At 59.8% G+C, this 20516-nt stretch carries 12 protein-coding genes and 1 tRNA gene; 9 read left to right on the forward strand and 4 right to left on the reverse strand.

All coding sequences use genetic code 11. The annotated features are described in order from the left end of the window. Positions 1-44 precede the first annotated feature (44 nt). From E0486_RS12270 to E0486_RS12285, 4 genes are all read left to right on the forward strand, one after another. Complete coding sequence (locus tag E0486_RS12270; RefSeq protein ID WP_131852476.1) at positions 45-548, forward strand: pyridoxamine 5'-phosphate oxidase family protein; 504 nt, start codon at positions 45-47, stop codon at positions 546-548. A gap of 15 nt (positions 549-563) precedes the next feature. After that, on the forward strand, positions 564-1343 hold the full coding sequence (gene ku / locus E0486_RS12275) for a non-homologous end joining protein Ku (protein ID WP_131852477.1): 780 nt from the start codon (positions 564-566) through the stop codon (positions 1341-1343). A 145-nt stretch (positions 1344-1488) separates the two neighbouring features. Beyond that, positions 1489-4329, forward strand: a complete 2841-nt coding sequence (gene ligD, locus E0486_RS12280; RefSeq protein WP_131852478.1) for a DNA ligase D — start codon at positions 1489-1491, stop codon at positions 4327-4329. A 66-nt stretch (positions 4330-4395) separates the two neighbouring features. After that, positions 4396-5268, forward strand: a complete 873-nt coding sequence (locus tag E0486_RS12285) for an SMP-30/gluconolactonase/LRE family protein (protein WP_131852479.1) — start codon at positions 4396-4398, stop codon at positions 5266-5268. 15 nt (positions 5269-5283) lie between these two features. Here the strand turns inward: E0486_RS12285 and E0486_RS12290 are convergent, their stop codons facing one another. Continuing rightward, positions 5284-7698: a TonB-dependent receptor gene (locus E0486_RS12290; protein WP_165917311.1), complete on the reverse strand. Its 2415-nt coding sequence runs from the start codon at positions 7696-7698 to the stop codon at positions 5284-5286. 137 nt (positions 7699-7835) lie between these two features. After that, entirely contained in the window at positions 7836-8510 is a 675-nt protein-coding gene (locus E0486_RS12295) for a GDSL-type esterase/lipase family protein (protein ID WP_131852481.1), read from the reverse strand. A gap of 92 nt (positions 8511-8602) precedes the next feature. On the opposite strand from E0486_RS12295, the gene nhaA reads away from it, so the two are divergent. The 4 genes from nhaA (at position 8603) to E0486_RS12315 (ending at position 18372) form a co-directional block, all read left to right on the forward strand. After that, complete coding sequence (gene nhaA, locus E0486_RS12300; protein ID WP_131852482.1) at positions 8603-9781, forward strand: Na+/H+ antiporter NhaA; 1179 nt, start codon at positions 8603-8605, stop codon at positions 9779-9781. A gap of 27 nt (positions 9782-9808) precedes the next feature. Next, positions 9809-11839, forward strand: coding sequence for a tetratricopeptide repeat-containing sensor histidine kinase (locus E0486_RS12305; protein WP_131852483.1), 2031 nt, complete (start codon positions 9809-9811; stop codon positions 11837-11839). A 55-nt stretch (positions 11840-11894) separates the two neighbouring features. Beyond that, positions 11895-14642, forward strand: a complete 2748-nt coding sequence (locus tag E0486_RS12310; protein WP_131852484.1) for a hypothetical protein — start codon at positions 11895-11897, stop codon at positions 14640-14642. Between the two features lie 205 nt (positions 14643-14847). Beyond that, positions 14848-18372: a beta strand repeat-containing protein gene (locus tag E0486_RS12315; protein WP_131852485.1), complete on the forward strand. Its 3525-nt coding sequence runs from the start codon at positions 14848-14850 to the stop codon at positions 18370-18372. Between the two features lie 83 nt (positions 18373-18455). Here E0486_RS12315 and E0486_RS12320 read toward each other — a convergent pair whose 3' ends face one another. Further along, the gene (locus E0486_RS12320; RefSeq protein ID WP_131852486.1) at positions 18456-18875 is read right to left on the reverse strand and encodes a hypothetical protein; all 420 of its coding nucleotides are present in this window, start codon (positions 18873-18875) and stop codon (positions 18456-18458) included. 312 nt (positions 18876-19187) lie between these two features. Next, positions 19188-20054, reverse strand: coding sequence for an SDR family oxidoreductase (locus E0486_RS12325; RefSeq protein ID WP_131852487.1), 867 nt, complete (start codon positions 20052-20054; stop codon positions 19188-19190). A 162-nt stretch (positions 20055-20216) separates the two neighbouring features. Here E0486_RS12325 and E0486_RS12330 point away from each other — a divergent pair. Then, positions 20217-20290, forward strand: a tRNA-Ala gene (locus E0486_RS12330). Positions 20291-20516 lie beyond the last annotated feature (226 nt).

Raw genomic sequence — 20516 nt, forward strand, 5'->3', positions numbered from 1 at the left:
TTTATCCCTGAGTTCTTTTCGATTTCGTTAACAAAACTCTGTGTATGCCACTAAGTCAACACGCTCCGCAACAGCTGGCCTTCCTCCAGGAGAAAATTCGTCTGATCGGCAGCGCTATTTTTTTCAATCAGAGCGATGCCGTACTCAAGCTTCCCACCTCGCTGGTATCGATCCTGAAAACGGATGAATACGGCTACGTATGGTTCTTCGTCAAGAAGCCGAACCAGGAAGTAAAGCAATTTGAGCAGGACATTCCCGTGCGCCTCGACTTTTTCCGCAAAGGCGTCGACTGTTTCCTTCAGGTTTCCGGCAAAGGCTGGATGGTCACCGACCCCGAAGAGATGTATGCCTTTCTTGAGATGAACGAGGACATCAACCCGCAAGTGTTCCAGGACATGGTGCTGGTTAAGGTGAAGATGCAGAAAGCGGAATTTTACGAAACGGCGCCCGCCCGTCATTCCTGGTGGCAGCACGCGCTCAACTACGTCACCGCCCTGTTCCGCCCCACCGGCAGCGTCGGCTCCAACACGTTTTTCCCCGCTTCTTAAAGTCCATTGGTTCCTATGGCAACCGCGCGTTCCATCTGGTCCGGCACGATCTCGTTCGGACTGGTCAACATCCCGGTAAAGCTCCAGAGTGCCGTGCAGTCGGAGGAGTTGCCCCTGCATATGCTGGCGAAGAAAGATATGGCGCCGATCAAATACGCGCGCATCGACACAAAGACCGGGAAGGAAGTCGATTGGAAAGACATCGTCAAAGGCTACGAATATGCCAAGGGCAAGTTCGTGGTCGTGGAGGATGAAGACTTCGAAAAGGCGAGCCCGCAGAAATCGAAGTCGATCGACATCGTGCAGTTTGTCAAAGCGGAAGAGATCGACCCGATTTATTTCGAAAAGCCTTATTACCTGCTGCCCGCAAAGGGCGGTGAAAAAACCTATCGCCTCCTCGTGAAGGCGTTGGAAGAAGCCGGCACGGTGGGCATCGCAGAATTCATGCTCCGCAACCGCGAGCACGTATGTGCCATAAAGCCTTACAAAGGACTGCTGCTGCTCGACCAGATGCGCTACGATGAAGAGATCAAGGAAGTGCCCCAGCAGGAAAGCGGCCGCGTGGCGGAAAAGGAGCTGCAGCTCGCGCTCAAACTGATCGAACAGCTTACCGAAAGGTTCGACCCGGCCGCTTTCAAAGACGATTATACTGCCTCGCTTAAAAAAGTGATCAAGGCCAAAGCCGCCGGCAAGCACATCCGCATTGCCGAGCCCGAAGAGCGCAGCGCCACCGTAAAAGATCTCATGGAAGTGCTGAAGCAAAGCCTCGAAGGCAAGGGCAAAAAACGAGCATAGCATGTCGGATGGCTGATGTGAAAACGGATCGCAACGCGATCCCTTTTTGTTTTACGTACATCCGGGATCAGACATCCTACTTCCGAGATCCTACATCAGTCATTCTCCTTTCTCTTTCTGGCACGGGCTTTTTGTTTCATCCCACATGGGCCTGCAGAAGTATAAAGAAAAGCGGCACTTCAACGAAACGCCGGAGCCGGAGGGGAAACGCAAATCGTCGAAAGGCGCGCTGCGCTTCGTAGTGCAAAAGCACGACGCCTCGCATCTGCATTACGACTTTCGCCTGGAACTCGACGGCGTGCTGCTCAGCTGGGCGGTGCCGAAGGGGCCTTCGCTGAACCCGGCCGACCGGCGGCTGGCCATGCACGTGGAAGATCATCCGTTCGACTACCGCACTTTCGAAGGCATCATTCCCGAAGGAAACTACGGTGCCGGCACCGTGATCGTTTGGGACGAGGGCACCTATGAAGCTTTCGGACTTGAAGGGGCGGACCGTAGAACTACGGAAGCCGAGCTGCGCCGGCAATTCCAGGCGGGCAACATGAAGATTGTGCTCGAAGGACAGAAGCTGAAAGGCGCCTACAGCCTGCGCCGCATGAAGGACGAGCGCGCCTGGCTGCTGCTCAAAAGCCGCGACACAACGGCCTCCACCCGCGACATTACCGAAGAAGACCGCTCCGTAAAGTCTGGTAAAACGATCACCGAAGTAGCGCTCGCGAACGGAACGACGCCCAATCATCCCGAACAGGAAAAGGCAACGAAAAAGGAAGCGAAGAAGATCGCGGCGACACCCGAAGATGCCGCTGGCACGGGCGTCAAAGTGCATGCGGAAAAGGCCGCTTCGGCTCCGAGGGAAAGCGTGGCGAAGAATAGCAAGCCTGTCTCTAAGAAGGCTGCCCGTAAATCCCCTAGCCTCAAAGCGCTCCTTGGCGAGCACTTCGCATTGGCGAAGCAGGCTCCGATGCCGCAGCTCCTTCCGCCCATGATGGCTACGCTCGTCGACGCGCCCTTCGACGACCCGGCCTGGCTGTATGAGATCAAGTGGGACGGCTACCGTTCGGTGGGATATGTGCAGGACGGAAGCACGGAGCTCATTTCGAGAAACGAGAAACCCTTTACGGAAAAGTATCCACCCGTTGCCGATGCCCTGCGCCGCCTGCCCTTCGACGCCATCTTCGACGGTGAAATCGTGGCCGTGGACGAGCACGGGCGCGCCAACTTCCAATTACTTCAAAACTGGCAGAACGCACCGGTCTCGCTCCGTTACTACATTTTCGACATTATGTGGGTGGCCGGCTACGATATTACAGCGGTGCCGCTGCTGCAACGCAAGGCGCTGCTGGAGGCGCTACTGCCCAAGAAAGACGAAGTGCTGCACTACAGCGACCATGTGCTGGGTAAAGGCACAACTTTCTTTAAGGCAGCGCTGAAGCACGGACTCGAAGGAGTAATGGGAAAGCGCGCCGACAGTATTTATACGGTGGGCGCCCGGTCTGCCGACTGGCTCAAAATCAAGGTGAACCAGCGGCAGGAAGTGGTTATTGCCGGCTTCACGCAGCCGCGCAACACGCGCAAATTCTTCGGGGCGATCCTGCTCGGGGCCTACCACAACGACGAGTTGGTATACGTGGGCCACTCCGGCTCCGGCTTTACGAAGAAAAGCCTCGAAGACTTGTACCATCGCATGCAGCCCCTGGCCACGGAGCGCTGCCCGTTTAAAACCTGCCCGAAAGCCAACATGCCCGTGACCTGGGTGAAGCCCAGGCTGGTGTGTGAGATCAAGTTTACCGAGTGGACACGGGAAGGCATTGCGCGGCACCCCATCTACATGGGCCTGCGCAGCGACAAGAAACCCAAAGACGTGCACATCGAGATCAGTAAAAAGACAAAAGCCATGGTGAAGAAAGCGGCTCCCGCCAAAGCAGCAAAGACAGCCCCTAAGAAAGCAGCTCCGAAAAGGGCGGCTGTAAAAAAAGCGGCGCCGCGCGCTAAGAAGTCGGCACCGGCAAAGAAGACCGCAGCGAAGCCGGCGAAGAAATCCGCAGACGGGCCCGCGCGGCAACTGGCCGCGGCAGAGGGAACAGGAGTGGAGCTGACGCTGAATAAACACACGCTCACCCTCACCAGCCTGGACAAGCCTTATTGGCCGAAAGACGGACTGGTGAAGCGCGACCTCATCAACTACTACCTGCGGATGGCACCGTGGATACTTCCCTACCTGAAGGGGCGGCCCGAATCGCTGCACCGCCACCCCAACGGCATCAGTGGTCCCAATTTTTTTCAGAAAGACATGAAGGGTAAGATCCCCGAATGGATCCCGACGCACACCGACTTCAGCGAGTCGACGGGAAAGGATGTACACTACCTGGTGTGCAACGACGAAGCTACGCTGATCTACATGGCCAACCTCGGATGCATTGAACTGCACCCCTGGCACTCGCGCACCGAACGCTGGGAGTACCCCGACTGGTGCCTCATCGACCTCGACCCGGAAGGTGTAGGCTTCGACAAAGTGATCGAAACAGCGCAGGTGGTGCGACAGGTGTGTGACAGCATCGGGGCGGCCTGCTATCCCAAAACCTCGGGCTCCACGGGCATTCACATCTTAATTCCGCTGGGCGCCAAATACCGGTTCGAGCAAAGCCGGCAATTGGCCGAGCTCATCGTGACGCTGGTGCACCGCGAGCTTCCCGATCTCACCAGCCTCGAACGCAGTCCTTCCAAACGCCCCAACCGCATCTACCTCGACTTCCTCCAAAACACGGAAACGCAAACCGCCGCCGCACCCTATTCGCTGCGGCCCAAGCCCGGCGCGCCCGTCAGCACACCGCTGCATTGGGAGGAGGTAACAGCGGGGCTCACGCCGCAAACCTGGCATATGAACAACGTCTTTGAGCGGGTGCAGGAAATGGGGGACCTCTTCAAGCCCGTGTTGGGAAAGGGAATCGACCTGGCGAAAGTGCTGAAACGGGTGGAAAGTTTGTAGTTTGTCGTTTGATGTTCGTGTTTGTCCGGAATCCGCCGGGCTACGCACGAGCCAACACCAAACGGTATGGTCAAGATGTTTCATCCTGGTGCGCAAAACTATTTCAATGCCGGCTTCAGGCTGGAACTTTGGTCCGGTAACAACGAGTTTACCGAAGGGCCGGTATGGAACCCGGAGGGCTATTACCTGTACAGCGACATTCCCGCAAACCTGATCTGCCGGATCGACGGGCCTGGCCGGAGAACCGTATTTATACGGGACAGCGGATGTACGATCGCGGACCGGACTTTTCTCTCCGGTCAACCCGGTTCCAACGGCCTGGCTTACGATGCGGCCGGCCGGCTGTACATCTGCCAGCATGGCAACGGCGCGGTGGCCCGCTACTACCAGGGAAAGCTGGAGACGGTTCTCGCATCGCCCAACGAAAAGCCCTTTAACAGTCCAAACGATATCGTCGTCAGCAGCGACGGCGCCGTGTTTTTCAGCGATCCTCCGTATGGGTTAAAGGACCAGCAATTGCGTCCCGACCTGCGCCAGCCGGGTGCCGCATTCTATTGCTGGCGCGGAGGTGCGTTGACCGCATTTTGCAGCGAGTACCGGTATCCCAACGGGCTGTGTTTATCGCCCGATGAGCGTACGCTGTACGTATGTTCGAGCAAACCGTCCGAGCGCAAACTGCTCGCATACGATGTGGCCACGTTGCAATTGCAGCGCACGCTTGCCGAAGAAAACTGCGACGGCCTCAAGTGCGACCCGCAGGGCAACCTGTGGCTGTGTACGAAAGAAGGCTTGCTCCTGCTGAACCGGGAGGGAGCGCGCCTGGCGCTCATCGGGCTGGAAAAAGTTCCCGCCAATTGCTGCTGGGGCGGTGCCGGCGGAAAGGACTTGCTGGTGACGGCCCGTGAGCATGTGTATTGCCTGCGTGGTTTGCTACTTTGATCGTTGGTTTTTTGATTATTCGATAGTACCTGGGTTGCCCGAGTTGCTTTCTTCTTTCTCTTTTTTAAATTCCAGCTTTCCAAATTTCCAGGTGAAGTTGACGCCGATCGAGCGCACGGGGATTTGGCGCAGGCTCGAAAGTTCGAAACCTATGCCTTGCAATTCGGTAAGCTGGTCTGAATAGCGCGAAAAGAGATTGGTGGCCACAAAGGCAAGGCTCCCTTTTTTGTTCCAGAATTGTTTGCGAAGCGCAAAGGTGTACGTAGTCCATGAGGGGTAGCGCCCCTGCACTTCATTACGCGCTGAATTGAAGTTGCCGAACAATTCCGCAACGACGGACGACGCGAACTGGTAAGTCGTGTTGATGTTGAAACGGTAGTTCCAACTTCTCAGGTTCGCACCGGCATCGATGCTGTTGAGAATGTGGCGGTGAAATACGAAGGCATTACCACGGATATTGAATTTCGTCGTGGGTCGCAGGTCCGCAAACAGGTTGATACCCGTATTATTTTCCCGGCCGATATTCTCCCGCGTGCTGAGCGAAACGTTGGTGTACAATGTATCGCCAACGCGCAGACTGGAATAAAACGCCGTGTATGGCTGGATGTCGTGGTTGTTTGTCCGGTAGAAAAAAGTGAGTGTGGCCGACCCGGCTTTGCTGAATTCGTTCGTGTAGCTTAGCTCGTAACGACCGCCGATTTCGGGCAAAAGGTATGGGTTGCCACCGGTGAAATTCTTGGGGTCGCTTGTATTGATGAAGGGATTGAGGTCACGGTAATCGGGGCGCTCAATCCGACGGGCATAACTCAGCTTAAGCTGTTGCCGTTCACCAAGCCGGCGGAGGAAGAATACCGAAGGCACTAACGTGTTATAGCCACGAAATGGTTGATTCGTTTGGGCGTTGGAATAATAGGAGCTGCCATCCGTGCGTTCGTAGCGGGCTCCTAACTTGGCTTCCAGCCGTTTTGCCAGGGGAAAGCTGCCTTCAGCATACAATGCATAAACCTGCTGCCGGTAGCGAAGGCTGTTTGAGAGGTATGCATCTTGCGCAAAAGTGCCGGTGGCAGGCTGAAAGCGATCTACGCCGGAATTGCTCCCGATCGAAGTAAAACTACCCTTGCCGCCGAAGCCGAGCTGTACCTTCTCACGTAAGGGAAGCGTATAGTTGACCTCAAGCTCCGATTGGTTTTCAGTTCCTGGATTGTCACCGTTGTTGCCAAATACCAAGGCCTCGGTTGCCTTCAGGTACTGGCGGCTTTCCGCCGACGAGAAGCGGCTGCCGAAACTCGAGTTCACTTCGATGTCGAGCTCTTCATCCTCGCGCGCAAATTTCCGCTTGTACACAAGCCCGGCATCAATATCGTGAAATCGATAGAGCGAGCTGCCGTTTGAGCGCTGGTAGGTACCGCCCGTAAGAGCGCCATTGCTGTCGAAGCTTTCCTGTGCCTGTTCATAGCGGTTACTGCCTGAAAACCCAAACCGGTTAAAGGTTAGGTTGCCACTAAAGCTGTTGCGGGTGCCAGGCGACCAGTCGAAGCCGGCACCGGCCTGGTAGCCGTAGCGTCGGATCTCACCGCCCCCTTCCTGCCGAAGGATCGTAGTGCCGGTACCGTCTGCTGCGCGGCGCAGCGAACTGGCGGGTGTAGCAACATCAGGACGCAGGTTGCCACTTACAAAGGCGTTGGCGCCCAGCTTTCCACGGCGGGCATTGACATTGAGCGATCCGTTTTCCATGCGCGTGCCGCCCGTCAGCGAAAGCGATCCGTTCATGCCCCTGGCAGTGCTTTTTTTCAAGATGATGTTGATAATGCCGCCCAGGCCTTCGGCATCGTAGCGGGCGCCGGGTGTAGTGACTACTTCAATGCTTTTGATCTGGCTGGCAGGGATCGTTTGCAGCACATCGGCGATGTTACTGCCAAAGGCTGACGATGGCTTGCCGTCAATGAGAAAACGGATGCCGGAGTTGCCCGCCAACGACACGTTTCCATCAGCATCTACTGACACCTGCGGCACCTTGCGCAGCAGGTCTGTAGCCGAGCCAACCTGGGACGTCAGGTCTTTTTCGGCGTTGAATACGAGCTTGTCGATTCTATTTTCAACGAGCCTGGCCTGTGCTGTAACCACGACCGTTTCGAGCGTTTTGGCGCTCTTCCTGAGGCGAATCGTTTTCAGGTCGAGTACAGCTTGCGCGCCCAACGAGATTGGCCCTGTCCGGTGCGCCTGGTACCCGATCGATTCCACAAGTAACTCGTAGTCGCCGGCTCCTACGCCCGTCAGCGTAAAGCGGCCCTGCGCATCGCTGGTCGTGCCGTTTTTGGGTTGTTTGGATTCGCCGCTAACGTACAGGGAAAGGGTTGCATATTCGATCGGAGCGCCACTGGCGTCATCGACTACAGTGCCCGACAGGGATACCGCTTTCTGGGCATACACGGTCTGCACGAAAAAAAACAGGAGAAACAGTACAGGTAGCTTCGCTTTCACAGGTTGCATTTCGTGCACAAAATTGCTACTTAATTCTGTAGGTATTCTGAACGATCGACGCTTCTTCGAAGCCGTCCGCCGATTGCTTACGGACGCAGGTACGGTGCGATGATGCGCTGCCAGATCGTGTAGCCTTCGGGCTTCATGTGCAGGCGGTCGCCCACGTACAGATCCTCGCGCATCGTTCCATTGGCGTCGAGCATTGCGTCGTAGATATCGATGAAGGCTGCGTTGCGCTGCCGGCGTATGAATTTCCGGATGAGGCGGTTGGCCGCGCGCACCTTCGGCTGGATCGATGCCCGCACCGGGCTCGGCTTGATCGACACGTAGGAGAGCTGCGCGTCGGGGAGGTTGGTGCGGAGGATGGCGAACAGGGTTTTAACGCGCAGCAGCACTTCTTCCGCAGAAATACTGTCGGCCGAGGCGAGGTCGTTTTCCCCGCAATAGATCAGTACCTGCTTCGGATGATAGGGTAGGACCACGTCGTACGAATACCGGATAACGTCCTTGAGCGTGGAGCCGCCAAAGGCGCGGTTGAGAATCGGGTAGCCGGGAAAAGCCGCCTGCACGTCCGTCCAGCGCGTAAACGACGAAGAGCCGATGAGCAGGATGGGATGCTCGGGCGCCTTCGCTGCGCTGTCGGCTTTTTTGAAGGCAAGGATATCGTTCCAGAAGGGCGGCTCGGTCTGCGCCTGCGGGCGCGTAGCGGCGAGCAGAAAGAAGGCAAGGGAAAGGGTTCGGAGGAACGGCTTAATGGGCATGGCGGGAGGTGCGTCTTTTAACGGCGTGCCGCTATGTTACGACATAATCCGACAAGGCCCTCAGGCTGGGCTGTATCTTTGGCGCCACCCGTATGAAGTCGCTCAAGGAACTGTTTGCCGATTTTTTTCACAGCGAGAAGACCGCCGGCCTGTTGCTCGTGTGCTGCACGGTCGTGTCGCTTTTCCTGGCCAACACAGGCGCCGCGGAAGGCTACCTGCACCTGGTGCATGTTGACGTCGGGCCGCGAGCGCTGCACCGCAGCGTGGAAGGCTGGATCAACGACGGGCTGATGGCGGTCTTTTTCCTCATGGTGGGCCTCGAGGTGGAGCGCGAGCTTTACGTGGGGGAGCTGTCCGATCGCCGTAAGGCGGTGCTGCCGCTGGCGGCGGCGTTGGGCGGCATGCTGGTGCCCGCGCTCGTGCACTTCGCCCTCAACCGGGGCACGCCCACGCAAAGCGGGTTTGCCATCCCCATGGCCACCGACATTGCCTTTGCGCTCGGCATCCTGTCGCTGGCGGGCAAACGGGTGCCCGTATCCATCAAAGTGTTCCTGGCTGCGCTGGCCATCATCGACGACATCGGCGCCGTGCTGGTGATCGCCTTTTTTTATACGAAAAAGCTGGGCGTCGGCTACCTGCTGGGTGCCCTGGGCATCTTCGGGGGGCTGCTGCTGCTGAACCGCCTGCGGGTGCGCTTCCTTTGGATATACCTGCTGGCCGGCGTTGGGATGTGGTACTGCCTCCTGCAATCGGGGGTGCATGCCACGCTGGCGGGGGTGCTGCTGGCCTTTGCGATTCCTTTCCACGAACGCGACGAACGGAATATTTCCCTCCGCCTGCAGCATTGGCTGCACCGCCCCGTGGCCTTTGGCATCCTGCCGCTGTTCGCGCTGGCCAACACCGCCATCGTGCTGCCCGCCGAGGGGTTCACGGCGCTCGGAAACCGCAATGCGCTGGGCATTATGCTGGGTCTTTTCCTGGGCAAGGTGACGGGGATCCTGCTTTTCACGGGGCTGCTGCTGCGCCTGGGCCTCGGTCGCCTGCAGGAAGGCCTTAACTGGGGCGGCCTCGTGGCTGCCGGCTTCCTCGGTGGCATCGGCTTTACGATGTCGATGTTCCTTGCCAACCTTTCCTTCGACGACCCCGCGCTGGTAACGGCTTCCAAACTGAGCATCCTGCTGGCTTCCACGTTGTCGGCGCTGCTGGGCCTGCTGCTTTTGCGCCTGCAATGGGGCCGCCGCCAGAGGATATATGGCAAAATATTTAAATAATGGTATTTTCGCAGGAGCAACCAGCCTGTGAAAAAAAACTCCACGTCCGTCCTTTGGCTTCTCGCCGCCCTGCTGTTCCTGTCTGCCGCCTGCGACCGGAAGCACCAAAGCCCAACGACGGAAGCGGGGGAGCGCCGCTGGTGGGACGCCGCCCTGGTTCCCGGCTATCGCTCCATCGACAGCCTGCGGCACACGGGGTACATCCGGCAGCAATACGATTCGCTCCGGCACCTGGCGCCCGAAACGCCTTTCAGCCGCTCCATACCGTTCGAGATCAGTGCCAATTACCACCTCTTTTTTACACATAACTGGGCGGCGGGCTTCGCTGCACTCGATTCGGCCCTGGCCGGATTTTCGGAAAAAGAGCAGCGCCACTACCCGAAGACCTATTTGGGCTACCTCCTCTTTGCCGGCGATATGGCCTATCGCCTTGGTCATTACACGCAGGCCAACGAGCTTTATTTCCGCGCCAAGCGCCAATCGGACCGCTACCTGCCGCTTTGCGACCGGAGCGCGTATACCTATGCCATCGCCATGGTGCTGTATCGCCAGCAGGCCTTCGAGCAGTCGGCCGGCTTTTTCAGGGAGGCATTTACCGAGCAGGCCACCTGCGGGCGGGTCAGTGGTGCCATCGCCCTTCAGCAACAGGAGATCCTGAGCAATACCGGCCTTTGCTACCTCCGTCTGCAGCGCCCCGATTCGGCCCTGGCCTATTTCGACCAGGCACTGCGCTACGCCGAGGCGCACCGCGATTCCCTCAGCCCGCTATCGATGCAGCGCATCCGGGGTGTTATTGCCGGCCACCGCGCCGCCGCCTGGCTGCAGTTACGCAACTATGCCGCGGCGGAGCCCCTACTCCGCTATAGCCTGGCGCTGATTGCGCCGGCTGCCGCCGACCCCGGCTTCGGCCAGGGCGTGCGCCTCAACCTGGCATCACTGTACCGCATCACTCACCGCTACACCGCAATGGCCGCCGAGCTCGACACGGCGCGCCGCGCCCTTGATACGATCCCCGATGCTGTGAACGAGCAAAAGTGGAACGACCTGCGCGCCGCGCTGGCGGCCCATAGTGACGACGCTCTTTCGGAGCAGGCCTACTACAGCCGCGCCGAGGCGCTGCGCGATTCGCTCAACGCGGTGCAACGGGTGCTGGCGAGCGTCAACGTATCGCGGCAGATCCGCGACAAAGAGCGTGACATGCACGTAACGATGCTTGAAAAAAGCCGTCGCTTCGACCGCATCGTGTTCGGGCTGCTGGCGGCAGTGATCGTACTGGGCGGCCTCCTGCTCTGGTTTATCCTGCGTGGCTACCGGCGCAACCAGCAGAACCTCGAAAAGGTAAAGGCCCTCAACATCCGCATCCGGCGCCAGCAAAAAGAGCTCGACGCCGAAGCAGCACGGCGCCAGAAGCTGGTGATGGAGGCAGTGATCCAGGCGCAGGAAGCAGAGCGTACCGCCATCGGCCTCGAACTGCACGACAACGTCAACCAGATCCTGACCACCGTAAAATTGCACAACGAAATGGCGATCGACGGCATCGGCGACCGGGAGCTGATCCTGCGCCGCGCCGCGCAATACTTACAGCAATCCATCAACGAGATCCGCAGCCTTTCCAAGCGGCTGTCGGCACCGACGCTGGGTAAGATCAGCCTCCACGACTCGGTGGCCGAACTCGCCGAATCCATTAACCTCACCGGCCGCCTGCGCGTGCGCTTTGAGGGTATGGAGCCGCTCCCGGTGCGGCAGGACGCACACCTGGCGTTGTACCGCATCATCCAGGAAGCGCTGAACAACACCGTGAAGCACGCCGGTGCGCAGGAAGCATTCATTCACATTGAAGGCACCAACGACGGTGGCCTTCGCCTCGTGTATACAGACAACGGCGCCGGCTTCGACCCCGCCCGCGCCCGCGCCGGCATCGGCATGACCAATATGACTACGCGCGCCGAAAGCCTCGGAGGCACCTGCTCGCTGCAAAGCCGCCCCGGCGCGGGTTGCCGCATCGAAGTTCGCCTTCCCAACGCGCTCGTGCCGCAGCCCGACACGGCAACGCTCTGACCTTCCGTTCTGCGTTTGGGCAGATATGGCTACCTTTTCCGGACAATCTAACTGCATGAACCAAGGAGCATCCTCCGCAACGGCGCCCGCTGCGGTGCCTGCATTCGATACCTGGCCGGGTATGGACCTCACTTACCACTACAGCGCCGGCCCGCGCCTGAACCTTTCCTTCCGCCTCGATGTTAGCCGCTACGACGCCGCTACAGACACCATGTGGCGTGAGCAGGCCGATCGCGATAGCGAGACCTATGCTGCCCGGTTGCGCCAATGGGAAGAGCAGGCGGAAGCGGTGCTCCACCTGCGCTCCACCCTCAATCCCGAAACGGAGCTGCCCTTTGCCGTCGGCCACAGGGAACAGATCGCCGGCTTTCTTCGTTCGATCGTTGCTTACCTGGAAGAAGTGTCGCGGGAAGCAGCAGGAACTGCGCCCGGAGCACTGCTGCTTTCCTGGGAGGTGGCCGCCGGTGCCGCCAACGCGGCATCGCTGTTTGAGCTGCAGGTGTCAGTTGAACGTAGTGTTACCACGGCGGAGGAGGATGGTGAGCCTTCCGTAGAAATACAGGAGCCGCTTTCTTCAATGGCGATTTTGCCAAGGATAGATGCGGACGCTGTGGAGGCGGAAGCGCTTTGGGGTTTTTTTGCAGCCGGTTTTGCGGAGGCGTTTCCCGCCCGTGAAGCGGAAACGCTGCTGCCCGCCACGGGCGGTGTTCCGGAAGGATCAACAGATGGCGAGCTCGGGGGGCTCTGGGTACTGCGCCTGGGCACCGATCGCAGCCGCGATGCCTGGGTAGAAATCGGGGCGCCTGCGCCCACCCTGATGCGTCCGCCACTATTGCGCCTGCTCTTATCGGGTGCCGTGAATGTGCCCGTTTATGTACCGGGCGAAGGACTGCTGCCAGCGACCGTTGAAGGCAGGTTTTCGGCGATCGACGGCAACGTGTGGGCGAATAATTTCCTGGATGCGCTGGACCGGGTGATGGGAGATGGGGCGGGGCGGAAAAGGCTGGCTGTCGCCTGCGATGCATCCCTCTTTAACGAATACAGTACCCTGCGCGAGCGGCTCGCCGAGTTACTCTCTGCTGGGCACGAAGCCGTTTATGGGGACGAAACCCCGGAGGCGGATGCACTGGCTTCAGCCCGCAAAGCGTTGCGCCTGCGGTTGGAGGAATGCCTGTCGGCTGCTCATGACGCAGTGATAACTTACCCATTCACTGGCGGAGGGAACTTCCCCGATGGCGCGCAGGCCTGGCTGGCCGGTACGCGTCAGGTTCCGGGTGATGGCTTTTTAACGAACCACGCTCCCCACCATTGGCAACTGCCCCTGCGGCCCTTGGGACAGGAAGCCTGGCTGGCGCTGCTCCTGGCACCGCCCGCCGATGTTACGCGATCGTCTGCGGCAGTGGCGCCCCTTCATGACCTGACGCACATCGGGCTCCAAAGTGCCGGTGGAACGGGCGCTATCGCCTGGCTCCGTTTATTGAACAAACCGGCAGGTGCTGCTCCTTTCAACCCCTTGCACCTGGCGCCCGGCGAAACGATCCTGCCGCTTCCGCAACGCGTGTATCCCTCCGCCATTGCCCTGCACCAACAGCAAGCCCTGGCCGGCCCGTTGGCGCCACTGTCGGTCGCAAGCGCCTGTTCCTGGCGCTACGCCCTGGCCTATGGCCACGAAAAAGGGCCGCAGGACCGCTTCTATGCAACGCTTCAGCTGGACCGGCCGCTGGCTCCGTCGGCGGTAGCACCCCGCACGCAGGGTGGCGCTTTTTTTGAAGCCCTGGCCTGCTTCAACACCTGCCAGCCGCAGGTGCAGGCCGATATCGAAAATTTTCTCCAAAAGCCTGATGAAGAAGCGTCTTCGCCCGAAGCGCTGCGCATGGCGCGGGTTGCATTGGAGGCCTTTGTGCGGCTGGCCGCCGATGTCGTCGCTGCCTGGCCCGCGCAACCCGGTGCCGGCATCGTTCCGGACCAAACGGGTAGTCCCGAATATTCGTTTTCCATAGCGGAAAGCAGAGAAGCCGACGGCACACTCAAAGTGACGGCAAAGGGGGGAGCCGCTGCACTCTCGCTGCAGGTGGAGATTCCTGGTTATAAAAGCCGGCCCGTCGCCGACCAACCAGGCAGCTGGACTTTTGCCGGTGGTGCCGGTGACCTTTCTTTCGAAGCGGCACGAACGCTTTCGCGGCAACTGGTATGGGACGGGCTCCGAGTACCCATGAACCGCCAGGCCACGGCCACTCTTCGCATGCGCCGCAACGAGCAGGTGGAAGGCCGCGCTTTGAACCCGAAATTTGTCTTCGATACACCGCTCGTTACCTTCAAGCACACGGTAGCTCCCTCCCTGGATGAGCAAGAGACGATCGGGGCCGCCAGTTGGATGACAGGTCAGGGACCCTGGACGCTGGACGCGGTTTTGGAAGCATTGTTCCGCACGCTGCTGCCGGCCGGCTTCGGCAGTTGCCTGATCCGGGTAGGCTGCAGCTATCGATACCCGTTAGCTGCCGGGGGTGTGTTGCCGGATGTTGAGCTGCCCGTGCTGCTGCTGCCTTTGCGACAGTTTGAAGAGCAAAGTGATTTTGCGCCCGCTGCCGGGTGCAAGGAAACGGCTGCCGGACCTGGCGGACCGTTCGTTTGCGCGCTGGCCCAAGGCTGCCGCACCTGGCTGGCGCAAACGGCGCCGCCACGGGAAGGCGGTTCTTTCGTGCTCGATGTGACGTTGCTTTCCGACAACGAAACGCAGGCGCCGCTGCTGCACCTGCATTCCCTCCGCATCGCCCTGGCGCTGCTGCGCGACCTGCCGGTTTAGGATTACGCTCCGACAATTGGGGCGGCCCTCCTCCCAATTCATTCGCTGACCCGGCGCGGTTGGTGCGGGATGCTGTTTGCCGCTGCGCAGGCAGGTGCATTTTTGCAGCGCCGGAACAGTCGCATCCCCGGGCCTGTACCGTATTTATACGGTGCGCCGACCTGGAAAAACACCCTTGTTGCTGCTCCGCTTTAAACCCTGCAACATGAAACCAAGCCTGCTTCTTGTGGCAGTGCTCGCCTTCCTGCGCGTGCACGCCACTGACCCCGCTACGTCGGCGTCGAACGTTCAATTTCCCGCCGCGAATATTGATGGCGGCCAGTTCAACCTCACCTTCAGCACCGGCTCCGGTAACGGGCGCATCGTGGTGATCAAAGCCGGCAGCGATATCACCGGCACACCGGTGGATGGGGTTACGTACAATGCCTCCACCACCAACAGCAATGCTTCGCTGGCTTCGGCCGCGGCCTTTACGGCTCCCAACGAATGGGTGGTATACCGCGGCACTTCGGGCAACATTACGGTAACCGGACTTACGCCGGGTACCACCTACTACGTGGCCGTATTCGAATACAGCACCGTTGGTACGCCCAACCCCGATTACTCCAACGTGACGCCCGCCAACAAATTCGTTACCACGAAGTCGGCCCCCGTCACCAACGCTACCATCACCTCGGTGAATACGGTAACGGGCAACTCGGTGCGCGTGACCTTTACCAATGGCAGTGGCACCGGTCGCATTGTGGTGGCCCGCAAAGGCGCGTCTGTCACCGCGCTGCCCGAAGACCTGAAGGCGTACAATTACAACAGCTCCTTCGGCTCCTCGGTGGGAAGCTCGTTTGTGCTCGATGCTGAGACATTCGTGGTGTACAAAACCACCAGTGGGTCGCAGGGCAATACGTCCAACGCCGACATCAGCAACCTGGAGCCCAACACCCCATACAGCTTCGCGGTTTTCGAATACAACGGCACGAGTTCGCCTGTGTACAAAACCCCTGGTGTGAGCCAGAGCGTGAGCACCAACGCCGGGCCGAGCGTAGCCAGCGGCGGCGTCAGCTTCGGCACCATCGACGGCAATGCCCTCAGCACGAACTGGGGCCGCGGCAACGGCTCGCGCACCATCGTTGTAGTGAAAAAAGGCAGCGCCGTCGCCAACCTCCCGGTAAACGGGCAGACCTACACAGCCGATGCGGCCTTCGGCACAGCTGCCGCTGAATGGGTGCCGAACTCCGGCGAATACGTGGTCAGCGCGGGCACGGGTGTCAGTGTCACCGTCACGGGGCTGGAAAAGTTTACCACCTATTACTTCGCCGTATTCAGCTACGATGCCGATGCGGCCAACAACACTTATTACCTCAACACTACGGTGCATAAGAGCCAGAGTACGGCACTGGCGCCCACCTCCAACCGTACGATCTCGGCCACGTCGGTTACGGGCAGCACGGCGCAGCTCGCCTTCGGAAATGTGAATGCCAACAACGGTACGTATCGGCTCATGGCCATCCGCCGCGACGATCCGATCACGTGGACACCCCAGGACCTCGTGAAGTACAACAGCTCCACTTCGGCCTACGGCAGTGGCGTGCTCGTGGCGCCCGGCACTTTCCTGCTGCACAGCCAGAGCAACGGCGGTGCGCCGAACATCAGCAACCTCCTGCCCGGCCACGTGTATTACGTAACCAGCTGGGATCTCAACGGCACGAATGCGCCGGTGTACGGAGCGGGCAGCGGCACGCAGTTCACTATTCCCAATGAGCCGGCCGCCGGCCCCACCAATCCTACTTTTCCCACCATCGACGGCAACCGCCTGCGCATCGACTGGCAGAACGGTGACGGTGCCAGGCGCATCGTGATCATCCGCAAGGGCGCACCCGTAAGCACCCTGCCGGCAGACGCGGTGGATTACACCGCGGATGCCGATTGGGGCGAAGGTTCCGAGATGGGCAACGGCCTCGGCGAATACGTGGTTTTTAACAACAGCGGCAGTTCCGTCACCGTGAGTGGCCTGGATGCCGGTACGACCTATCACTTTGCCGTTGTGGAATACAACGCCACGGCCGGCAGCGCCGACTACCTCGTGACCACCGGCTCCTGGCTGGCGGCGGCGCGTGCTACCTATTCGGCGCCCGTGACGCAAACGAACATTACGGGCACCAACAGTATTTCTACGACAACGGCAACGATCGCCTTCAGCCTCGGTAGCGGCACCTCGCGTCTTTTTGTAATGAAAGCGGGTAGCGCCGTGGATGTGTTGCCTGCCGACCTGCAGGTGTACAACGCAACGTCGCTCTTTAATGCATCGGGCAGCCATATGGGCAACGGCAACTACGCCGTTTCCAACAGCAATTCGGGCCAGTTCAATGTGACCAACCTGCAGCCCGGCGTGACCTACCACGTGGCAGCTTTTGAATTCAACGGGACGACCGGTCCGGTTTACCTGAAACCGGCGGCTACTTTTTCCTTTACCACCAACAGCGTTATCGTAGCACCGGCCACCGGCGCCACCGCGCCGTTGGTAGAGAACGCCGACGGAAACAAGCTGACCTTCCGCTGGAGCCCCGGTGGCGGCGCTTCCCGGATCGTGCTGGCCCGCAAGGCGGCCGCTGTGGACTTCGTACCGGTAAACGGAACGGGGTATACCGGCAATGCCGACTTCAGCAGCGCCACCGACCTGGGCAGCGGCAATCGCGTTGTGTATAACGGCGCAGGTAGCTTCGTATCCATTACCGGGCTCGAGCCTTCGGTTACCTACCACTTTGCTGTGGTGGAATACAACGGCTCCGGGGCCACATCCGTGTACGCGCAGAGCCTGACGCTTGCCGCTTCCGGAAGCACGGCCACGGCGCCCGCCAGCAAAAGTTCCGCACCCGTCCTGACGCCCACGGCGACCACGATGCAACTGGCCTGGAGCGGCGGCAGCGGCAGCGGCCGGATCGTGTTGGCACGTAGGGGCGCGGCTCCCGTGGCCGATCCGTCGGACCTCACAAAATACAGTGCCGACGCCCGCTTCGGCAACGGACCCCAGTTGGCGGCTGGTGAATACGTGGTGTTCGCCGGCACCGGCAACAGCGTGACCGTCACCGGGTTGACGCCGGGCGTCGTGTATCATTTTAAAGTCGTTGAATACAACGGTGTGGATGCGCCGGTATACCTCAAGAGCGACGTGCTGACGATGAGTGCTGCCACGACGGCGGGGTCGCTTCCGGTGAGCTGGTTATACGTGCGCGGCAACCGCCAGGGCGATCGGAACGAGCTGCAGTGGGCTACTGCGCAGGAGCAAAACAGCGATCATTTTATCGTGGAGCGTGCCCTGCCCGGTGGCGTGTTTGTTGCCATCGGCACCATAGCGGCTGCCGGCAACAGTATAGCGCCGCGCTATTATTCATACACCGATGCATCGGCACCTGCCGGCCTCGCGCTGTACCGGCTCCGCCAGGTGGATAGCGACGGTCGCTTCCGCTATTCGGTAACAGTAACGCTGCGCGGCGAGGGTGCCGGAGCGGTGCACCTCCTGCAGAACCCGGTACAAGGCGCGTTGCTGGTAGACAATGCGGCCACGGCCGGCGCCGCCTGGCAGATCGCCGACGGGCAAGGGCGCATCGTGGCTGCGGGTACATTACAGGGCGGCCTGCAGCGCCTCGCCCTGCGCCCGCTGGCGGCAGGACGGTACCTGCTGCTGGTAACGCCCCGGCAGGGCTCCGTGCAAAGCCTGCCGTTCCTGGTGCCCTGAACTGCGCCGGCGCGCAAGAGAAAGCCCCGCCATCGGCGGGGCTTTCTGTATCCGGGTAAACCCGGGTACAGGCGCAACGGCTGTTAACGGCTGGCTACCGCCACATGGGTGCTTTGCTGCAGCTGTGTATCGATTTCATAGGTTTGTTTCCGGGTTCCTTTGCGGGCGCCGAGCCGCAACACGAGCTTTACATTCGGGCTGGGGATGTCGATGAGGAAGAAGCGGTCGTAGTGCGCGCCGCGGATCGTTTCGGAGAAAAGCACTTCACCTTCCGTGTCGGCGATGGAAAGTTCCATAGCTTCCTGGTCGCGCTTGTCGATGCGCACCTGGAAGGTAGGACGGCCGTCGGGCGAGGTAACGGGAATGATGCTTACATCGGGCGTGCCGCCGTCTTCGGGGCCTTGTGCGATGACCTGTGCCGGCAGGCTCAGGGTGGCGGAGAGCAGGGCCGCTAAAAACAGGGTGGTGCGGGCAAACTTGCTGGACTGAATGTGCTTTTTCATGTGTATTTCATTTTAAGGTTGCAAAATGGACATACAGCAGGCAACCTCATATGAGCAAGCAATACAGCAAATGGTTGTTGTCGTTGTGAACACCGGCGATCCGGCTTTCTATAGCACAAAACTAGGGACGTTTTTAGCCGCAGCACTGCTCAATCCGAAGCCGTTCTGCGTTCGCCAACGGGCGCGATGTCGCCGCAAAGCCCCGCCCTGCAAGGCTTTTGCCATTATGGATCCGGAGCGGCCAAGTGCGGAAAGGAACAAAAAAGCCCCCTAGTGGAGGCTTTTTCTTACTGGTATAAAAGGATGCGGGTTTTATCCATTCACAATCTCGCCTCCGTTGGGATGCAGCACCTGGCCGGTAAAGTAGGCGCCGTCTTCCGAGGCCAGGAACAGGTAGGCAGGCGACACGTCGGAAGGTTCGCCGGCGCGTCCCATGGGTACGTCCGAGCCAAACTCCGCTACCTTCTTGCCCTTGAACGACCCGGCGATGAGCGGCGTCCAGATCGGGCCCGGCGCTACGGCATTGACGCGGATGCCCTTCTTCGCGAGGTTTTGGGCGAGGCTGCGGGTGAAGGTGAGGATGGCGCCCTTGGTGCTCGAATAGTCGATGAGCGATCCCGAGCCGCGGTAGGCCGTTACCGACGTGGTGTTGATGATGGAAGCGCCCTTCTTCAGGTGCGGCAGCGCCGCTTTCGTGACCCAGAACATAGAGAAGATATTCGTCTCGAAGGTCTCTTTCAGTTGCTCGGTCGTGATGTCGAGCAGCGACTTCTGCTCGGTCTGCGTAGCGGCGTTGTTGACCAGGATGTCGAGGCGCCCCAGTTTCTTCACGGTGTCGTCGACGATCTTCTGGCAGTGGCGCTCGCGTCGGATGTCGCCGGGCAGCAGGAGGCAGCGGCGGCCGAATTCCTGCTCGATGGTCTGTCGGGTAACTTCGGCGTCTTCCTGCTCGTCGGGCAGGTAGGCAATGGCGACGTCGGCGCCGTTGTGGGCGAACAGCAGGGCCACGGCCCGGCCGATGCCCGAGTCGCCGCCGGTAATGAGGGCCACCTTTCCCGCCAGCTTACGCTCGGGCTGTCCCTTGATGTCTTTCGGGTGCGGCTTCATCTTTTGTTCCAGGCCGGGCATCGGCTGGGTCTGGTGCGGGCGCACCTTCCGGGAACGGGCTCCTTTCTGCATAGAAAATATTTTTCCGCAACGACAAAAAATTTGTGCCGGGAAATAGTCGGGTTCCCTATATTTGCAACCCGTTCGGGGGTAAAAGCCTGGCGGACAGTTCTTAAATGTTGTAGTGGCGACAAGGTGGTTCTTCCGCCTTCGCTAAAGCTACAGCGGACAGAGGGGGGATTAGCTCAGTTGGCTAGAGCGCTTGCATGGCATGCAAGAGGTCACCGGTTCGACTCCGGTATCCTCCACGCTTTAAAGAAGCCTCGCAGAAATGCGGGGTTTTTTTATGCCCCTACCTGAAGGTAGGGTGGCTAGCGCGTCCCGCCTGCGGGCGGGAAGGTCACCGGTTCGACTCTGGTTTCCTCCACGCTTTAAAGAAGCCTCGCAGAAATGCGGGGTTTTTTTATGCCCCTACCTGAAGGTAGGTTGGCTAGCGCGTCCCGCCTGCGGGCGGGAAGGTCACCGGTTCGACTC

It is taken from the genome of Flaviaesturariibacter aridisoli, from assembly GCF_004343705.1.
GTDB lineage: Bacteria > Bacteroidota > Bacteroidia > Chitinophagales > Chitinophagaceae > Flavisolibacter > Flavisolibacter aridisoli.